General features: G+C 71.8%; 13 protein-coding genes. 5 read left to right on the top strand and 8 right to left on the bottom strand.

All coding sequences use genetic code 11. The annotated features are described in order from the left end of the window. Window positions 1-218: 218 nt before the first annotated feature. From OG550_RS23340 to OG550_RS23315, 6 genes are all read right to left on the bottom strand, one after another. Window positions 219-1,271 carry an SIS domain-containing protein gene (locus OG550_RS23340; RefSeq protein WP_327680558.1) on the bottom strand — a complete coding sequence of 351 codons (1,053 nt, stop codon included), beginning with the start codon at window positions 1,269-1,271 and terminating at the stop codon, window positions 219-221. 256 nt (window positions 1,272-1,527) lie between these two features. After that, window positions 1,528-2,823, bottom strand: a complete 1,296-nt coding sequence (locus OG550_RS23335; RefSeq protein WP_327680556.1) for an extracellular solute-binding protein — start codon at window positions 2,821-2,823, stop codon at window positions 1,528-1,530. Between the two features lie 461 nt (window positions 2,824-3,284). Continuing rightward, window positions 3,285-4,838, bottom strand: a complete 1,554-nt coding sequence (locus OG550_RS23330) for a glycoside hydrolase family 3 protein (protein ID WP_327680554.1) — start codon at window positions 4,836-4,838, stop codon at window positions 3,285-3,287. A 7-nt stretch (window positions 4,839-4,845) separates the two neighbouring features. Further along, window positions 4,846-5,673, bottom strand: a complete 828-nt coding sequence (locus OG550_RS23325; protein WP_327680553.1) for a carbohydrate ABC transporter permease — start codon at window positions 5,671-5,673, stop codon at window positions 4,846-4,848. Continuing rightward, window positions 5,670-6,641: a carbohydrate ABC transporter permease gene (locus OG550_RS23320; RefSeq protein WP_442906062.1), complete on the bottom strand. Its 972-nt coding sequence runs from the start codon at window positions 6,639-6,641 to the stop codon at window positions 5,670-5,672. The genes OG550_RS23325 and OG550_RS23320 overlap by 4 nt, the downstream gene beginning before the upstream one ends. A 148-nt stretch (window positions 6,642-6,789) precedes the next feature. After that, a complete protein-coding gene (locus tag OG550_RS23315; protein ID WP_327680549.1) occupies window positions 6,790-8,079 on the bottom strand; it encodes an extracellular solute-binding protein in 1,290 nt (429 codons plus the stop codon). Window positions 8,080-8,415: 336 nt separating this feature from the next. On the opposite strand from OG550_RS23315, the gene OG550_RS23310 reads away from it, so the two are divergent. The 4 genes from OG550_RS23310 to OG550_RS23295 all read left to right on the top strand — a co-directional run bounded on the left by OG550_RS23310 (window position 8,416) and on the right by OG550_RS23295 (window position 12,362). Continuing rightward, window positions 8,416-9,216 carry a GntR family transcriptional regulator gene (locus OG550_RS23310; protein ID WP_327680547.1) on the top strand — a complete coding sequence of 267 codons (801 nt, stop codon included), beginning with the start codon at window positions 8,416-8,418 and terminating at the stop codon, window positions 9,214-9,216. Window positions 9,217-9,551: 335 nt separating this feature from the next. Next, entirely contained in the window at window positions 9,552-9,821 is a 270-nt protein-coding gene (locus OG550_RS23305; protein WP_327680545.1) for a DUF3311 domain-containing protein, read from the top strand. Further along, entirely contained in the window at window positions 9,818-11,431 is a 1,614-nt protein-coding gene (gene mctP, locus OG550_RS23300; RefSeq protein ID WP_327680544.1) for a monocarboxylate uptake permease MctP, read from the top strand. Before OG550_RS23305 ends, mctP begins: the two co-directional genes overlap by 4 nt. A 163-nt stretch (window positions 11,432-11,594) precedes the next feature. After that, window positions 11,595-12,362, top strand: coding sequence for a histidine phosphatase family protein (locus OG550_RS23295; RefSeq protein WP_327680542.1), 768 nt, complete (start codon window positions 11,595-11,597; stop codon window positions 12,360-12,362). A 90-nt stretch (window positions 12,363-12,452) separates the two neighbouring features. On the opposite strand, the gene OG550_RS23290 is transcribed toward OG550_RS23295, so the two are convergent. Then, window positions 12,453-13,415, bottom strand: coding sequence for a helix-turn-helix domain-containing protein (locus OG550_RS23290; RefSeq protein WP_327680540.1), 963 nt, complete (start codon window positions 13,413-13,415; stop codon window positions 12,453-12,455). 428 nt (window positions 13,416-13,843) lie between these two features. On the opposite strand from OG550_RS23290, the gene OG550_RS23285 reads away from it, so the two are divergent. Then, window positions 13,844-14,338 carry a GNAT family N-acetyltransferase gene (locus tag OG550_RS23285; protein ID WP_327680538.1) on the top strand — a complete coding sequence of 165 codons (495 nt, stop codon included), beginning with the start codon at window positions 13,844-13,846 and terminating at the stop codon, window positions 14,336-14,338. Window positions 14,339-14,366: 28 nt separating this feature from the next. Here OG550_RS23285 and OG550_RS23280 read toward each other — a convergent pair whose 3' ends face one another. Beyond that, on the bottom strand, window positions 14,367-16,109 hold the full coding sequence (locus tag OG550_RS23280) for a glycosyltransferase family 39 protein (RefSeq protein ID WP_327680536.1): 1,743 nt from the start codon (window positions 16,107-16,109) through the stop codon (window positions 14,367-14,369). Window position 16,110: the final 1 nt, after the last annotated feature.

Raw genomic sequence — 16,110 nt, 5'->3', positions numbered from 1 at the left:
CGACGACAGCTCCGGGCTGCGGTGCCATGGGCCCCTCTTGCCCGCTGGCGGGCAAGGAGGGAGGGTTGAGGGTCCCGTGTCGGCGCCGTGGCCCGTAGTGCTTTCCGGGTCCGCGCGCCCGGTCCCCGTCCTCCTCCGCTCCGTACGGAACGCCGCGAGCCCCCGTCCACAGGCTGTGGACGGGGGCTCGCGGCGTTCCGTGCGGGGTGTGCGGGTCGTCAGTGGGTCTCGGTGACCTTGGCGAGCGCACGCGGGGCGTCCGGGTCCTGGCCGCGGGCGATGGTGACCTCGTAGGCCAGCAGCTGCAGCGGCAGGATCTCCAGGATCGGCTGGACCTCCTCGGGGACGCCGGCCGGCAGCGCGAAGCCGCCGGAGGCCGCCTCCACCTGCGCCTGCTGGCCGACCACGACGAGGTCCGCGCCACGGCCGCGCAGGCGGTCCAGGACCGGCTGCAGGGCCTCTCCGCCCTTGCCGTCCGGCACGATCGCGATGACCGGCGAGACGTTGTCCACCATGGCCAGCGGGCCGTGCAGCAGGTCGGCGCCGGAGAACGGGGAGGCCGGGATGTAGGTGGTCTCCATGAGCTTCAGGGCCGCCTCGCGGGCGGTCGGGTAGCCGTAGCCGCGCGAGGTGATGACCAGGCGCTGGGCGAAGCGGTAGCGCTCGGCCAGGGCCTTGACCTCGCCCTGGCGGGCGAGCACGCCGGCGGCCAGCGACGGCAGCTCCTTGGCGGCCGCGCCGTCGCCGCCGCGCAGGCCCTCGATGAGCAGGTAGAGGGCCAGCAGCTCGGCGGTGTACGTCTTGGTCGCGGGCAGCGCCTTCTCCGGCCCGGCCAGCACGTCGATGTGGAACTCGGAGACCTCCGCCAGCGGCGAGCCGGCGTTGTTGGTGACCGCCAGGGTGATGGCGCCGGCCTCACGGGCCGCCTTGGTGGAGGCGACCAGGTCCGGCGAGCCGCCCGACTGGCTGACGGTGATCACCAGCACATCGGTGAGGTCGGGCTTGGCCCCGTACGCGGTGGTGGTCGACATGGAGGTCAGACCGGCCGGCTTGCCCAGCAGGATCTCGATCAGGTACTTCGCGTAGAGCGCCGCGTTGTCCGAGGTGCCGCGTGCGGTGAGCAGCACGAAGCGCGGGTTGCGGGCGGCGATCTGGGACGCGATCTCGAAGATCTTGGGAGCGCCCTCGTCGAGGATGCGCTGCAGGACGGCCGGCTGCTCGGCCATCTCCGCCGCCATGATCCGGCCAGGGACGGTCTGCGTGTCGGACATCGTGGGTGTGCCTCCGATGAGTGGTTCAACCCCGCTGGGCGGGAATGCCCGGCGGGGACCTCTACGGCGGCGAGTCCGCACACTCGCTGCGGTGAATCTGCGGCAATCCTACGGGGGGCGTCCCCGCGGAGCACATTCGAGGACCGGCTCGGGCAGGTCCGGTCCCCCGGAGCGCCGGAGCCCCTCCCGGCGGTGCGGGGAGGGGCTCCGGCGGCCCCCGGGCCCCGGAGGGGGGCCGGGGGCCGGTCCGGCCGGCTCAGCCGGCCTTGTTGATCAGCTGGTCGATGGCGGCGTCGGCCTCCTTGGTGGCCTGGTCCACCGGCTTGCCCTTGAGGATCGCGGTCAGCATGTCCGGCAGGATCTTCTGCTTCTCGACGGCGCCCCAGCCGGGGGCCAGCGGGGTGAACCAGGCGTCCGGCACGGCGTTGGCCGCGGCGGCGGTGGCCGGCTTGCTCTTCAGCGGGTTCAGCTGGGTCAGGTTGTTCGGCAGGATGTCCTTGTCGGCGAGCGCCTGCTGGGACTTGGTGCTGGTGAACATCCGGACCCAGTCGGCGGCCGGCCCCGCGGTCGGCGACTTGGCGGTGACGGCGAGGGCCGAGCCGCCGATGAAGGTCGGCAGCGGCTTGCCGCCCGGGCCGGGCATGGTGGCCACCTTGACGGCGTCCTTGAGGCTCGGGTCGCCGGTGACCGGCGCGGTGACGCTGGAGGCCTCGTAGCCGTTGCCGTAGAAGGCCGCCGCGTGGCCGCGGGCCATCGACTCGAACTGGTTCTGCTCGTTCACCGCGAGGTCGCCCTTGTTGTACTTGCGCACCAGGTCGACGAAGTGGTTGATGCCCTGCTGGGACTTGGGGTCGCTCAGGGTGCCGTGCCAGTTGCCGGCGCTGTCGAAGCGGGCGATGGCGCCGCCGTACGCGGAGACGTAGCTCATCGCAGCGTACCAGTACGGGCCGGGCAGGTAGAGCGAGGAGTAGGTGCGGTCGGCCTTGTTCTTGTCGGCGACCTTGTCCAGGGCCGCGCGCAGCTCGTCCTCGGTCTTCGGGAACTCGGCGTTGCCGGTGGCCTGCTGGAAGGCGGCCGAGTTGTAGATGGCGACCCGGGCGCCCGCGTAGTAGGGCACGCACCACAGCTTGTCCTGGTAGGTGCAGGTGTTGGCGAGCGCCTTGATCCAGGAGTCGGCGTTGTCGAAGGTGTTCCGCTCGACCGGGGCCAGCGCGCCGGAGAGCACGTACTTCATGGTCTCGGTGTTGCCGAGCTCCACGACGTCCGGGGCGCTGCCGTCGGCGAGCGCCTTGTCCAGCTTGGTGACCTTGTCGGCCCAACCCTGGTAGGCGAGCTTCAGGGTGACGTTGGGGTACTTGGCGGCGAAGTCGTCGTTGACCCGCTGGACGAGGTCCGGCCAGCTCTTCTGGGCGTCGTCCATCAGCCAGACGGTGACGGTGCCGGTCGCGGCCTTCGGGTCCGTCGAGGCGTTCTTGGCGTCACTCGACGCGGAGCCGCCCGACGAACATGCCGTCAGTCCGACCGCCAGCGCCATGATTCCGGCCGTGGCCATGAGCCGACGCTTCTTCACGCCATCCTCCGAGGGTGTTAGAGCCTGTGCCCGCCGGCAGCGTGGTGGCGCCCGCCGGGACGGTGTCCGGGGTGGGGCGGCGAAGAGCTTAGGGGTGGGCCAATACCACATCCGGTGAAATTGAAATTCGAACCGGATGCACTGGAGCCTGGCCTAGACCACTGACGGTGTCAACGCCAAATGGCCTGGCAGCCAAGGCTGTTGCAGACCTGTTGTACCGCGTGGCGATCAGTTGCCCCACCGTCACCCTAAGTAGAACTTAAGGGTGCCTTAAGGAGGATTTGAGGGAACACCGTCAGGTCACAACCCTGCAGGTCAGGGAGCGGAAACGACAGCGGGCCCGCCATGCGACATGCGCATGACGGGCCCGCTGGGCAGATGCCTCCCGGCACCCTGTGTCACGGCCCGGCAGAGGGGTCCCCCCGGCCGGGGATCGGGGCTCCTCAGCCGACTGCCCCCGGCTGCCCGGTGAGCACCTCCACGGCCGCCAGGCCGCAGACCCGGGCGGCACCGTGGGTGGCGATGTGCAGCGCACCGACCGGTCCGGACTGCGGCAGGCCCATCTCGACCACCGCGGCGTCCGGCCGGGCCGCCACCAGGCGGGCCAGCGCGGCCGACATCCACTCGTGCCGGTGGGCGTCCCGGACCACCAGCACCAGGCGGCGGCCCTCGGCGCCGGCCAGCACCTCGGCCACCACCGCGTCCAGCTCCGCCGGCGCGGCGACCTCCGGGCCGACCTCACGGGTCCGGGTGCCGGGGAAGCGGTCGGCCAGCATGCCCGCCACGCCCCACGGGGTGACGTCGCCGACCGCGATGTTCGGCTCCGCCGAGAACGAGGCCACGAAGGGGCGCTCGGTCACCGGCAGGACCTCCCGGCCCGGTGCGCGGACCACCCGCAGCGCCCGGCGGGCCGCCCGCAGGCCGACCGCCAGGTCCGCGTCCGGCCGCTCGGCCTGGCCCGCGATCCGGCCCCAGCTGCCGAGCGCCCGCACCCGGGCGGCCGCGTCCGCGAGCCGCTCCTCGGCGAGCTTGCCGGACTGCACGCCCGCCACGATGGCGTCACGCAGCATCAGCACGGTGTCCTCGTCGGCGAGACCGCCGCCCACGCAGATCGCGTCCGCGCCGGCCGCCAGGGCCAGCACGGTGCCCTCGCCCATCCCGAAGGTGTCGGCGATGGCGCCCATCTCGATCGCGTCGCTGACGATCAGGCCCTGGTAGCCCAGGCCGCCGTCCTCCGGGGCCGCGCGCAGCAGGTCGCGCAGCACGGCCGGGCTGAGCGTCGCCGGCAGCTTCGGGTCGAGCGCGGGGATCATGATGTGGGCCGTCATCACGGCCTTGGTCCCGGCGGCGATGGCGGCCTGGAACGGGATCAGGTCGCGGGCGCGCAGCACGTCCAGGTCGACGTCGATGACCGGCAGGCCGTGGTGCGAGTCGACGGCGGTGTCACCGTGCCCCGGGAAGTGCTTGGAGCAGGCCGCGACACCGGCCGACTGCAGGCCCTCCACCCAGGCGGCGGTGTGCCGGGCGCACAGCTCCGGGTCGGCACCGAACGAGCGGACGCCGATCACCGGGTTGCGCGGGTTGGAGTTGACGTCGGCGGTGGGCGCCCAGTTGTAGTTGACGCCGGCCGCGGCCAGGGCCCGGCCCAGCTCGCGGGCGACGTCCCGGGTCAGCGCCGGGTCGTCGATCGCGCCGAGCGCCAGGTTGCCCGGCCAGGACGAACCGGAGCCCGCCTCCAGCCGCGTGACGTCCCCGGACTCCTCGTCGATGGCGATCAGCAGGTCGGGGTTCTCGGCCCGCAGCGCGCCGGTGAGGGCGGCGAGCTGGTCGAGGTCGGCCACGTTGCGGTCGAACAGCGCGACCGAGCCCAGGCCGGCCGCCAGGTGGCGGCGCAGCCACTCCGGCGGCTCGGTGCCGACGAAGCCGGGCTGGAGGACGGTCAGTGCGTCGCGGTGCAGCTGGTCGGAGGCCGGGAGGGTGGGAACGAGGATGCTCATGGCGGGATCAGCCCTTCACGGCGCCGTCGGTGAGGCCACCGACCGCCTTGCGCTGCAGGAAGACGAACAGGATCAGCACCGGCAGGGCGAACAGCGTCGAGGCGGCCATGGTGGCGCCCCAGTCGGTGCCGAAGTTGGTCTGGAAGGAGGACAGCCACACCGGCAGGGTCTGGCCCTCGGTCTTGTTGATGATCAGGACGAGGGGGAACTCGTTCCAGGCCGTGATGAAGCCGAACAGCGAGGTCGACATCAGGCCCGGCGCCAGCAGCGGGAAGATCACCTTGATGAACGCCTGGGTGCGGGTGCAGCCGTCCACCATCGCCGACTCCTCCAGCTCCTTCGGCACCGCGGCGATGAAGCCGCGGAGCGTGAAGATGGTGAAGGGCAGCACCATCATCATGTAGAAGGCGGTGAGCGGGACGAGGCTGTTCAGCATGTCGTTGTCGCGGGAGATCAGGTAGACCGCGATGGTCATGACCTCCCAGGGCGCCATCTGGGCCGCCATGACGACCAGCACGAAGGCCTTGCGTCCGCGGAACTTCATCCGGGCGATGGCGAAGGACGCCAGGGTGGCGATCACCAGCGAGAGCACCACCGCGAGGATGGTGACGATGAAGCTGTTGGCCGTGTACGTCCAGAAATTGGGCGCGTTGACGGCGGTCTTGAAGTGGTCGAAGGTCGCTTCCAGCGGCAGGAAGACCGGCGTCTTGCTGATGATGTCCTTCTCCGGCTTGAAGGCCGTGACGATCATCCAGTAGACGGGGAACACGAAGAAGACGAAGAGGACGACGGCGATGACGTTCGGCCAGGTGCGTCCGATGAGCGAGCGCCTCACAGCTCGTCCTCCTGCTTGAGAATGATGCGGAAGTAGTAGGCCATCAGCACGCCCAGCATCAGGATCGTGAGCACCGCGATCGCGGAACCGGTGCCGTAGTGCTGGCGGCCCGAGCCCTCCAGGAACGCGTGGATCGGCAGGGTCCGGGTGAGCCCGTCGGGACCGCCGGCCTTGATCGCGTAGATCTGGGTGAAGGCCTTGAAGATCCAGATGACCTCAAGGAAGGTCGTGGCCAGGAAGAACGGCTTGAGGCTGGGGAACATCACCGCGGTGAAGAGCTTGACCGCTCCGGCACCGTCCATCCGGGCGGCCTCGTAGAGCTCCTTCGGGATGGTGGTCAGCGCCGCGTACATGTTGAACGCCACGAACGGGATCGAGCCCCAGACCAGCAGCAGGAGGATCACGAAGAACGTCGAGTACTGGCTGCCGGTCCAGTTGTAGGTGGCCATCGAGTGCCAGCCCAGGGTGTCCAGCAGCCAGTTGACGACACCGAACCGGGTGTCGAACAGCCAGGTGTAGACGGTGGTCGCAGCGACCACCGGCATGGCCCAGGCCAGCAGCAGGCCGATCGACAGCAGCAGCCGCATCTTCTTGCCGAGCCGGTTGAGCAGCAGGCCTATCAGCGAGCCGCCCACCATGATCAGGAAGACGTTGAGCGCGGTGAAGGCGACGCTCCGGCCGGCGACCGCCCAGAACTGCGGGTCGGTCAGCTGCTCGGTGTAGTTGTCGAAGCCGTTCCACTCGGTCAGATGCTGGACGAGCTGGCGCGCGTTCAGGTTCTGGAACGAGACCAGGATGGTCTTCAGCAGCGGCCAGCCCAGGAGGGCCACGGTCGCCACGGTGGCGGGCAGGAGCAGCAGGTACGGCGCGAACCGGGAGCCGTAGCTCCGGGCGTCCGCCGGTCTGGCGCTCTTCTTCGGGGTGCCCTTGGCGCCGCCGCCGGCGGCGCTCGTCTCGATACTGGCCACAGCAGCCTTCCCTGTTTCCGGGGACTGTGTCTGCACCCGCTCCGAATGCACAGCCATCGTTCTCTCTTCCTGACAAACCTGACCCACGACGGACAGGCGCCGCCCACCGGCCCCCCGCCGGGGGCCGGTGAGCGACGCCGCTCGACTGTTACTGCTTGGCGTTGAGACGCTTGGCGATCTCCTCGTCGGCCTTCTTGGCCGCCGTGGTGTAGTCGCCGGTCAGGGCACCGGTCAGGAAGTCCTTGATCGGGTTCGGCTCGTTCTCGACGGCCGCCCAGTTCGGCGTGGTCGGGGTGATGCCACCGACGACGGCGGCGCTCTTCGCGGCGGTGGCGAAGTCGCCGACGACCTTGTCGTTGAGCGAGTTCTTGTTCGGGATCAGGCCGGAGGCGGCGACCAGGCCCTCGTTCTTGTCGTTCAGCGCGACCTTGAGGAAGTCCTTGGCCATGTCGGAGTTCTTGCTGGCCTGGGCGATGGCCAGGTTCGAGCCACCGAGGAACACGCCGGACGGCTTGTCGGCGGTCTTGCCCGGGAGCGGGAAGAAGCCGATCTTGTCCTTCGGGATCGCCTTCTCGTCCGGGAGCTCCCAGCCGAGACCGATGATCGTGCCGACGTCACCCTTGCCGAAGACGTCCTTCTGCTGCGGCTTGGCCTCGTCCTTGTCCTTGGCGCCCGTGACGGACTTGGCCTGGAGCGCCTTGTAGGCGTCGAAGGCCTTCTGCGCCTCGGGGGACGACAGGCCGCCGACCCACTTGTCGCCCTCCTTCTTCGCCAGCTTGCCGCCCTCGCTGGTGAGCAGACCGAAGTAGACGTACCACTCCTGGCCCGGCATGTAGATCGGGTCGGCGACGCCCGGGGTGGCCTTGAGCTTGTCCAGGGCGGCGTGGAACTCGTCCAGGGTCTTCGGGGTGGCGGTCAGGCCGGCCTTCGCCCAGAGGTCCTTGTTGTAGGCGACGACGCGGTTGGTGACGTACCACGGGGCGGCGTACTGCTTGCCGTCCAGGATCGCGGACTCGCTCTGGTTGGCGGCCCAGTCGGCACCGCCGATGGCGGCCTTGTCCTTGGTGATGTCCAGCAGGCCGCCGGTGGCCGCGTAGCCGGCCGTCTGGGTGTTGCCGACCTCCAGGACGTCGACGGAGCCCTCGGAGAGGGCGGCGGTGACCTTGGGGCCGATGCCGGTCCACTCCTGGATCTGGAACTCGACCTTGGAGCCCGGGTAGGTGGTCTCGAACTCGGTCTTCACCGAGTCCTCCCAGCCCTTGGGGGCCGAGCCGGACATCAGCCACACCTTCAGCGTCTTGCCGCTGTAGTTCTTGGCGGCGGAGGTCGAACCGGTGCCGTTGTCCTTCGACTCGTCCTTCTTGCCGTCCGAGCCACAGGCCGCGAGACCGACGACCATGGCCGCGACGCCGACCGCCGCAATGAGCTGACGCTTCACGCCATCCTCCTGAGGGATGCCTGGGTTACCCCCGTCGGGTGGCTGCGGCGCACCCACACAATGCGGGAGGATTGGTGCCGCGGACCCCAGCGAACGGGTGGGGGGATTCATAGTGACCGGCCTAGTGGTGTAGACCAGATGCCTGGAGCTTGGCCTAGACCAATGGGCCTGTCAACGGCTGTTCGACCGATCAGGACCACCCGTTATCAAGCCGACACCGCACATCGTTCATCGCGTGATGAGGTATTCGTTCCGTAGCCATACATGCAACGATGTGAGTTGTTAATGATGCGGCGGGGCCCCCAAAAGCCCCGCGAGAAGCGGGAGACAGGTCCGATGAGCAGCGACGGGGGCAGCACGGCCCAGGTCAACGACCCCCAGGTGAAGAACCTCCCCGCGCAGGCCGGCGCGGACCCGACCGCACGGGTGCCCAAGTACTACGGCCTCAAGCGGCACCTGCTGCAGCTCACCGAGACCCAGCCCGCCGGCACCCCGGTACCGCCCGAGCGGGCCCTGGCGGCCCAGTTCGACACCTCGCGGACCACCGTCCGGCAGGCCCTCCAGGAGCTGGTCGTCGAGGGGCGGCTGGAGCGCATCCAGGGCAAGGGCACCTTCGTGGCCAAGCCCAAGGTCGCCCAGGCCCTCCAGCTCACCTCCTACACGGAGGACATGCGCGCCCAGGGCCTGGAGCCCACCTCCCGGCTGATCGAGATCGGCTACATCACCGCCGACGACCGGCTGGCCCCGCTGCTGGACATCAAGCCCGGCGGCCGGGTGCTGCGGATCGAGCGCCTCCGGCTGGCCAACGGCGACCCGATGGCCATCGAGGTCGCCCACCTCTCCGCCAAGCGCTTCCCCGCGCTGCGGCGCAACCTGGCCAAGCACAACTCGCTGTACACGGCCCTGCGCGAGGTGTACGGCGTCACCGTGGCCGAGGCCGAGGAGACCATCGAGACCACGCTCGCCGACCCGCGCGAGGCCGGGCTGCTCGGCTCCGACCTCGGCCTGCCGATGCTCCAGCTCTCCCGGCACTCCTTCGACGCCGAGGGCGACCCGGTGGAGTGGGTCCGCTCGATCTACCGCGGCGACCGCTACAAGTTCATCACCCGCCTGAAGCGGCCGGGGCAGCCCGAGTAGCCGCACCCCTCCCCCGTGCTTCCAGGCACCGGCGTGCACTCCCCGCACACGCCGGTGCCCGTTCCGTTTCCCGGCGCGCGGGGCGCCCGACCGGCGCGCGCACCTCCCGGCGGGCGCGCGCGTCGTCCGGATGGCGGGAAGTTGTGGTGAATCCGGTGACACGGATCACTCGATGCTCTAGATTCCGCATCCGTACTGACTGTCGATCACCAGTGGTGCTGCTCGGCGGACTCGCGGGGGGTGTGCGGCCCCTCAGGGTTGCGGCGCCGACGAGGTGAAACCCTCCGAAGCGGAGCCGAACCATGTCGTCAGACCTCGATACCGACCAACCTGTCATGCCCGAGCCAGACGGTCCCGCGGCCGCCCCGGCGGTCACCCCGGAACGGGTCCTCGCCGGACTCGCCCTGCTGGTGCCGATCGTCGCGATGCTCTGGGTGGGCTCGTACGACAAGCTCGACCCCGAGGCCGGCGGGGTGCCCTTCTTCTACTGGTACCAGCTGCTCTGGGTGCCGGTCTCGGCCGTCTTCACGGTCGCGGCGTACCTGCTGATCAACCGGGACGAGAAGGCCCGCCGGGCCGTCCGGAAGGCGGGTGGCGCCCGATGAACGGGGTCAACGTTCCCGCGCTGGCGGTCTTCGTCCTCTTCTTCGCGCTGGTCACCGTGATGGGCTTCCTCGCCTCCCGGTGGCGCCGCGCCGACGACGCGCAGCACCTCGACGAGTGGGGCCTCGGCGGGCGCAGCTTCGGGACCTGGATCACCTGGTTCCTGCTCGGCGGCGACCTCTACACCGCGTACACCTTCGTCGCCGTCCCGGCGGCCGTGTACGCGACCGGCGCGGCCGGCTTCTTCGCGGTGCCGTACACGATCATCGCCTACCCGCTGGTCTTCCTCTTCCTGCCCCGGCTCTGGTCGGTCTCCCGGGTCCACGGGTATGTCACCCCGGCGGACTTCGTGCGCGGGCGGTACGGCTCCAAGCCGCTCTCCCTGGTGGTCGCGCTCACCGGGATCCTGGCCACCATGCCGTACATCGCGCTCCAGCTGGTCGGCATCCAGGCGGTGCTGGACGTGCTGGGCGTCGGCGGCGGCGAGAACGCCAACTGGTTCGTCAAGGACCTGCCGCTGTTCATCGCCTTCGGCGTGCTGGCCGCGTACACCTACTCCTCCGGGCTGCGGGCGCCGGCCCTGATCGCCTTCGTCAAGGACACCCTGATCTACATCGTGATCATCGTCGCGGTGATCTACATCCCGATCCGGCTGGGCGGCTACGGGCACATCTTCGACGCCGTGGGCGAGAAGTTCAGCGCCCCCAAGGCCGCCGGCTCGCTCACCGTGCCGGAGAACAAGCAGTGGACGTACGCCACGCTGGCGCTCGGCTCGGCGATGGCGCTGTTCATGTACCCGCACTCGGTGACCGGCGTGCTGGCCTCCAAGTCCCGCAACACGGTCCGCCGGAACATGGCGATCATGCCCGCCTACTCGCTGATGCTGGGGCTGCTCGCGCTGCTCGGGTTCATGGCGGTCGCGGCCGGGGTCGGCAAGGGCGACAAGAAGTTCAACACCCAGCTGTCGGTGCCGCAGCTGTTCGAGGACATGTTCCCGGACTGGTTCACCGGGGTCGCCTTCGCGGCGATCGGGATCGGCGCGCTCGTCCCCGCCGCCATCATGTCGATCGCGGCGGCCAACCTCTTCACCCGCAACGTCTACAAGGAGTACCTGAAGCCCGCCGCCACCCCCGCCGACGAGACCCGGGTGGCCAAGTTCGTCTCGCTGCTGGTCAAGGTCGGCGCCCTGGTCTTCGTGCTCGGCATGGACAAGCAGGCCGCGATCAACCTGCAGCTGCTCGGCGGCCTCTGGATCCTGCAGACCTTCATCGCCATCGTCGGCGGCCTGTTCACCCGCTGGTTCCACCACTGGGCGCTGCTGGCCGGCTGGGCGGCCGGCATGGTCTACGGCACCTGGAAGGCCTACACGATCGCCAGCCCGGCCACCAAGCACTTCGGCGGGAACTCGGCGCCGATCCCCGTCATCGGGGAGATCGGCTACATCGGGCTCACCGCCTTCGTGCTCAACCTGCTGGTCGCGGTGGTGCTCACGCTGGTGCTGCGGGCCACCAGGGCGCCGGAGAGCCCGGACGAGACCCGCCCGGGCGACTACAGCGCCGAGGGCCGCGACGACGAGCCGAAGAACGCGCCGGAGCCCGTGGCGGCGCACTGATACGCCCCACGCGCGCCCTGTGATCGCGCCGTCTCCTCCGTCAACACTGGAGGGGCGGCGCGATCATATGTATGAACAGCCGCACCGGCAGGGCACCAACAGGGCAGCAACCAGACCGGACCGGACCGGCCGGCAACTGATCGACCCACGGGGAGCAGCGGCGATGGCAGAACTCGGCACCACGCTCAACGGTCACCACCCCTCCACCCAGACGCCCGACGCGACGGCCACCCGGCTGCCGTCCGTCCTGATCGCCACCCGCCACGGCGAGTCCACTGCCAACGTCGAGTTCCAGCTCGCCGAGGCCGCCGGCGCGCTCAGCGTGCCGATCAGCTGCCGGGACGCGGACATCCCGCTCTCCCTGCACGGTCAGCAGCAGGCCCACGCCCTCGGCCGCTGGTGGGCCGGCCTGCCCGGCGCCGACCGCCCGCGCAGCGTCTGGTGCTCGCCGTACGTGCGCACCGCCGAGACCGCCCGGATCGCGATCGCCCAGGCCGCCGGGCTCGGCGCCGTCCCGGTCTCGCTCGCCGTCCGCTACGACGAGCGGCTGCGCGACCGCGAACTCGGCGTCCTGGAGATGCTGCCCAAGGCCGCCATCGAGGCCAAGCACCCCGAGGAGGCGGCCCGGCGGCGCAAGATGGGCGAGCTGTACTACCGGCCGCCCGGCGGCGAGTCCTGGGCGGACGTGGCGCTGCGGGTGCGCAGCGTGCTGCGCGACGTCTGTGCCGAGGAGGCCGGCCGGCCCGTCCTGCTCGTGGCCCACGACTGCACCGTGCTGATGCTGCGGTACGCGCTGGACCGGCTCACCGAGGCGCAGCTGACGGCGCTGGAGCCGGTGCGGAACTGCTCCACCAGCGTCTGGCGGGCGGAGGACGGCCGGCTGCGGCCCGCGCACTGGAACGACACCGGGCACCTGGCCGACGGGGGGTGACCCGGGGCGGTCCTGGCGGCCCCGTGCCGGGGCGGCCAGGGCCGCGCGCCGGGGCCGCCGGGACCGCCGACGGCCTGGACGGCGGGCCGCTCAGACGGCGGCGGCCTCGGGCTCGGCGAAGCAGCGGCGGTACGCCAGCGGGGTGGTGCCGAGCCGGCGGCCGAAGTGGTGCCGCAGGGTGGCCGCGTTGCCGAAGCCGCAGCGGGCGGCGATCGCGTCCACCGGCTCGGCGGTCGACTCCAGCAACCGCTGGGCGAGCAGCAGCCGCTGGCCGGTCAGCCAGCGGTGCGGGGTGGTGCCGGTCTCCTGCTGGAAGCGGCGGGCGAAGGTGCGCGGCGACATGTGCACCCGGGCGGCCAGCTGCTCGACGGTCGACTCCCGGTCCAGGTGGTGGCGCATCCAGTCGAGCAGCGGGGCCAGCGAGTCCCCGTCGTGCTCCGGCAGCGGCCGGTTCACGAACTGCGCCTGGCCGCCCTCCCGGTGCGGGGCCACCACCATCCGGCGGGCGATCCCGCGGGCCACCTCGGCGCCCTGCAGCCGGCGCACCAGGTGCAGGCAGGCGTCGATGCCGGCCGCCGTCCCGGCGGAGGTGATCACCGGGTCGTCGTCCACGTACAGGACGTCCGGCTCGACCGTGGTCAGCGGGAAGCGCTCGGCCAGCTCCGCCGCGTGCCGCCAGTGCGTGGTGGAGCGGCGGCCGTCCAGCAGGCCGGCGGCGCCGAGCACGAAGGCGCCGCTGCAGATGGAGAGCACCCGGGCGCCGCCCTCGACGGCCGCCCGGACCGCGTCCACCAGGGGCGCCGGGTACTCCTCGCGGACGCCGGTCGCGGTGACCACCACCAGGTCCGCCCCGGCGAGCCGCTCGGGGCCGTGCGGGACGTCGACGGAGAAGCCGGCGTGCGTGCGGTGCAGGCCCGGGCGGGCGCCGGCGATCGCGAACTCGTACCGGGGCAGGCCGTCCTCGCTGCGGTCCAGTCCGAAGACCTCGCAGGCGACACCGAGCTCGAAGGGGTGGAGTTCTTCGAGGACCACCGCGACCACGTTGTTGAGCATGCCCCCAGGATAGGCCGACCACTGGCAGTTTTTCGATGCATTAAGGCATTCCTGCCACTCGTGGGCGTTCGGCGGCGGGAGCAGAGTGAAGCCATGGATTCCGACACGATCGCCAGCGCACTGGCCCTGGTCGGGGCCGTCGGCGGATTCGGCCTGCTCGGCGCCCTCATCGGACGCGAGGTGGCACAGCAGGACGCCACCGGACGCGACAACTGGCACCGGCAGGGCGGCTACCCCGTCGACCCCGCCCTGCCGGACCGGCTCTACGGCACCATGCCCGCCGCCTCCCTCCGTCCCTCCGCCGACCCCGCCACCGCCCCCTCCCCCACCGCCTCCCGCGCCACCGCCGCCGCACCGGCGCGGACCACCGGTCCGTCCACGGCCGACCCGGCGGCCCGCCCCGACGACGGGTCCGGCACACTGACCGGATGGACATCGCCATCCGCCCGGCCCGCGCCGAGGAGCTTGAGGACGCCGGCCGCATCACCGTCGAGGCCTTCGTCGGCGACGGCCACACCTCGCCCGAGAGCGACTACGTCCACCTCCTGCGCGACGCCGCCCGCCGGGCCCGGGAGGCCGAACTCCTCGTCGCGGTCGACGCGGCCGAAGGACGGGTCCTCGGCTGCGTGACCTTCGCGGTCGGCGGCACCGGGTGGGCCGACATCGCCACCCCCGAGGAGGGCGAGATCCGGATGCTCGCCACCTCGGCGGCCGCCCGCGGGCGGGGCGTCGGCGAGGCCCTGGTCCGCGCCGCGCTCGCCCGCAGCCGCGAGCTCGGCCTGGCCGGGATGGCGTTCTCCACCCGCCCGGAGATGACCGCCGCCCACCGCATCTACCAGCGGGTCGGCTTCCGCCGCTCGCCCGACCGCGACTGGTCGCCGTACCCGGGCGTCGACCTGATGGTGTACAGCCTGGCGTTCTGACCGGCCGGCCGCCGGCGAGGCCGACCGGTCAGCCCTTGCCGGGCTTGCCGACCTTGCGCTCCAGCAGCACCACCCGCAGGTGCGGCACGGTCTCGGTGCGCACCGGGCGGAACGCGTTCAGCTCCTTGGCCACCTTGTCCGGGAGCGCGCCGAACGGCCGACGGTCGCCGCCCGCCACCAGCAGCCAGACGCGCTGCGTGCCGGCCAGGCAGCGGGCGGGTTCCTCGCACTCCAGCGCGCCGAAGCTGCCGGCGCGTTCCGGGGACACCCGCAGCAGGCTGTCCGCGGGCGCCGGGCGGCCGCGCAGCTCGTAGGCCAGGGCCCGGCGCATCGAGCTGCCCGGCTCGTAGACCACGCCGTCCCCCGGGCGCAGCCCCGCAGCGATCAGCCGGGCGGCGGCCCGGGCATCCGCCTCACCGGGCAGGTCGTCCCGTACCGACGCCTGGGCGGGCCAGGCGAGGGCGGCGGCCAGCGCGACCGCCGCGACCAGCGGGGCCGGTCCGACCACCCATCGCGGCGGGGTCCGCGAGGCGGTGAACCGGGCGACCAGGCCCGGCAGCCGGCCGACCGCCCCGGCGCCCAGCAGGGTCCAGGCGGGCACCGTGAAGAGCAGGTAGCGGGCCAGGAACAGGTGCAGCCAGTGCGCGGTCACCAGGGTCAGCAGCACCGGAGCCAGCGCCCAGCAGATCAGCAGACCGGCCTGCTGGCGCAGCACCAGCAGGCCGACCGCGCCCAGCACGCCCAGGGCCAGCAGGGTCCAGCCGAGCGCGTCGGACCCGGCGAGGTCCGGGACGAGCGCGCCCAGATCGTCCCAGTCGCGCTCGTTCCAGGCGATCTGGCCGCTCTGCCCGGCGCCGAGCAGCAGCAGCGGGCTCAGCAGCAGCACCGCCCCGGCCGAGGCGAGCGCCCACCGGCCGAACAGCACCCAGCCGGTCCCGCCGTCGTCCGGCGCCGTCCGAACGCGCCGGAACTCGCGGGCGACCAGCAGCAGATGGGCGGGCAGCACCATCAGCGTCACCACGTGGGTCAGCCCCATGGCGACCACGGTCAGCCCGTAGCCGACCCAGGCGGTCACGACGGCGCGCGGCGCGGGCGGCACCGCCGCCGGCGGGTCCTGGACGAGCCGGACGAGCAGCAGGGTGCTGCCGACGGCCGAGAGCACGGCGAAGGCGTACGGCCGGGCGTCCTGGCCGTACCAGGTGATCGCCGGGCAGACGGCGAACAGCAGGCCGCCGAGCAGCCCGGCCCACGGCGAGAGCAGCCGACGGCCGAGCAGGGCCACGCAGCCGGCGGCGGCGGCCATGGCGAACGCCGAGGGCAGCCGCAGCGCGGTCTCGGAGTCCCCTGCCACCGTGACCCAGAGGTTCAGCAGCAGGTAGTAGGGGGCCAGCACCAGGTCCATGTTCCCGAGAAGGGAGGCGAGGTCGGACCAGGACAGGGTGGTCGCCCACCAGGAGGCGTGCTCGTCGCGCCAGAGCTGGCGGTCGCCGATGCCGTAGAGGCAGAGCAGCAGGGTGAGCAGCACCGGCGGCAGGACGAGACCCGCGGTGGCGCGCCACCGCGGGGCGCGCTCGTCGGCGTCCGGCGCGGCGGCGGGCGGCGGCACCGGGTGCGGCGGCGGTGCCGCCGGCGCGGGCGGTACGGCGGGCGCGGGCGGTACGGCGGGCGCGGGCGGTACGGCCGGAACGGGCGGGAACGGGGGCTTCGGCGGGTGGCCCGGTTCCGGCGGCACGTTCGCCGACGCGGGGGTCGCCTCTATCGGGGTGGTCATC

The organism is Kitasatospora sp. NBC_00458 (genome assembly GCF_036013975.1).
GTDB lineage: Bacteria > Actinomycetota > Actinomycetes > Streptomycetales > Streptomycetaceae > Kitasatospora.
Note: the sequence above shows the minus strand (reverse complement) of the source record. Positions and strands in the feature narration are given on the sequence as shown.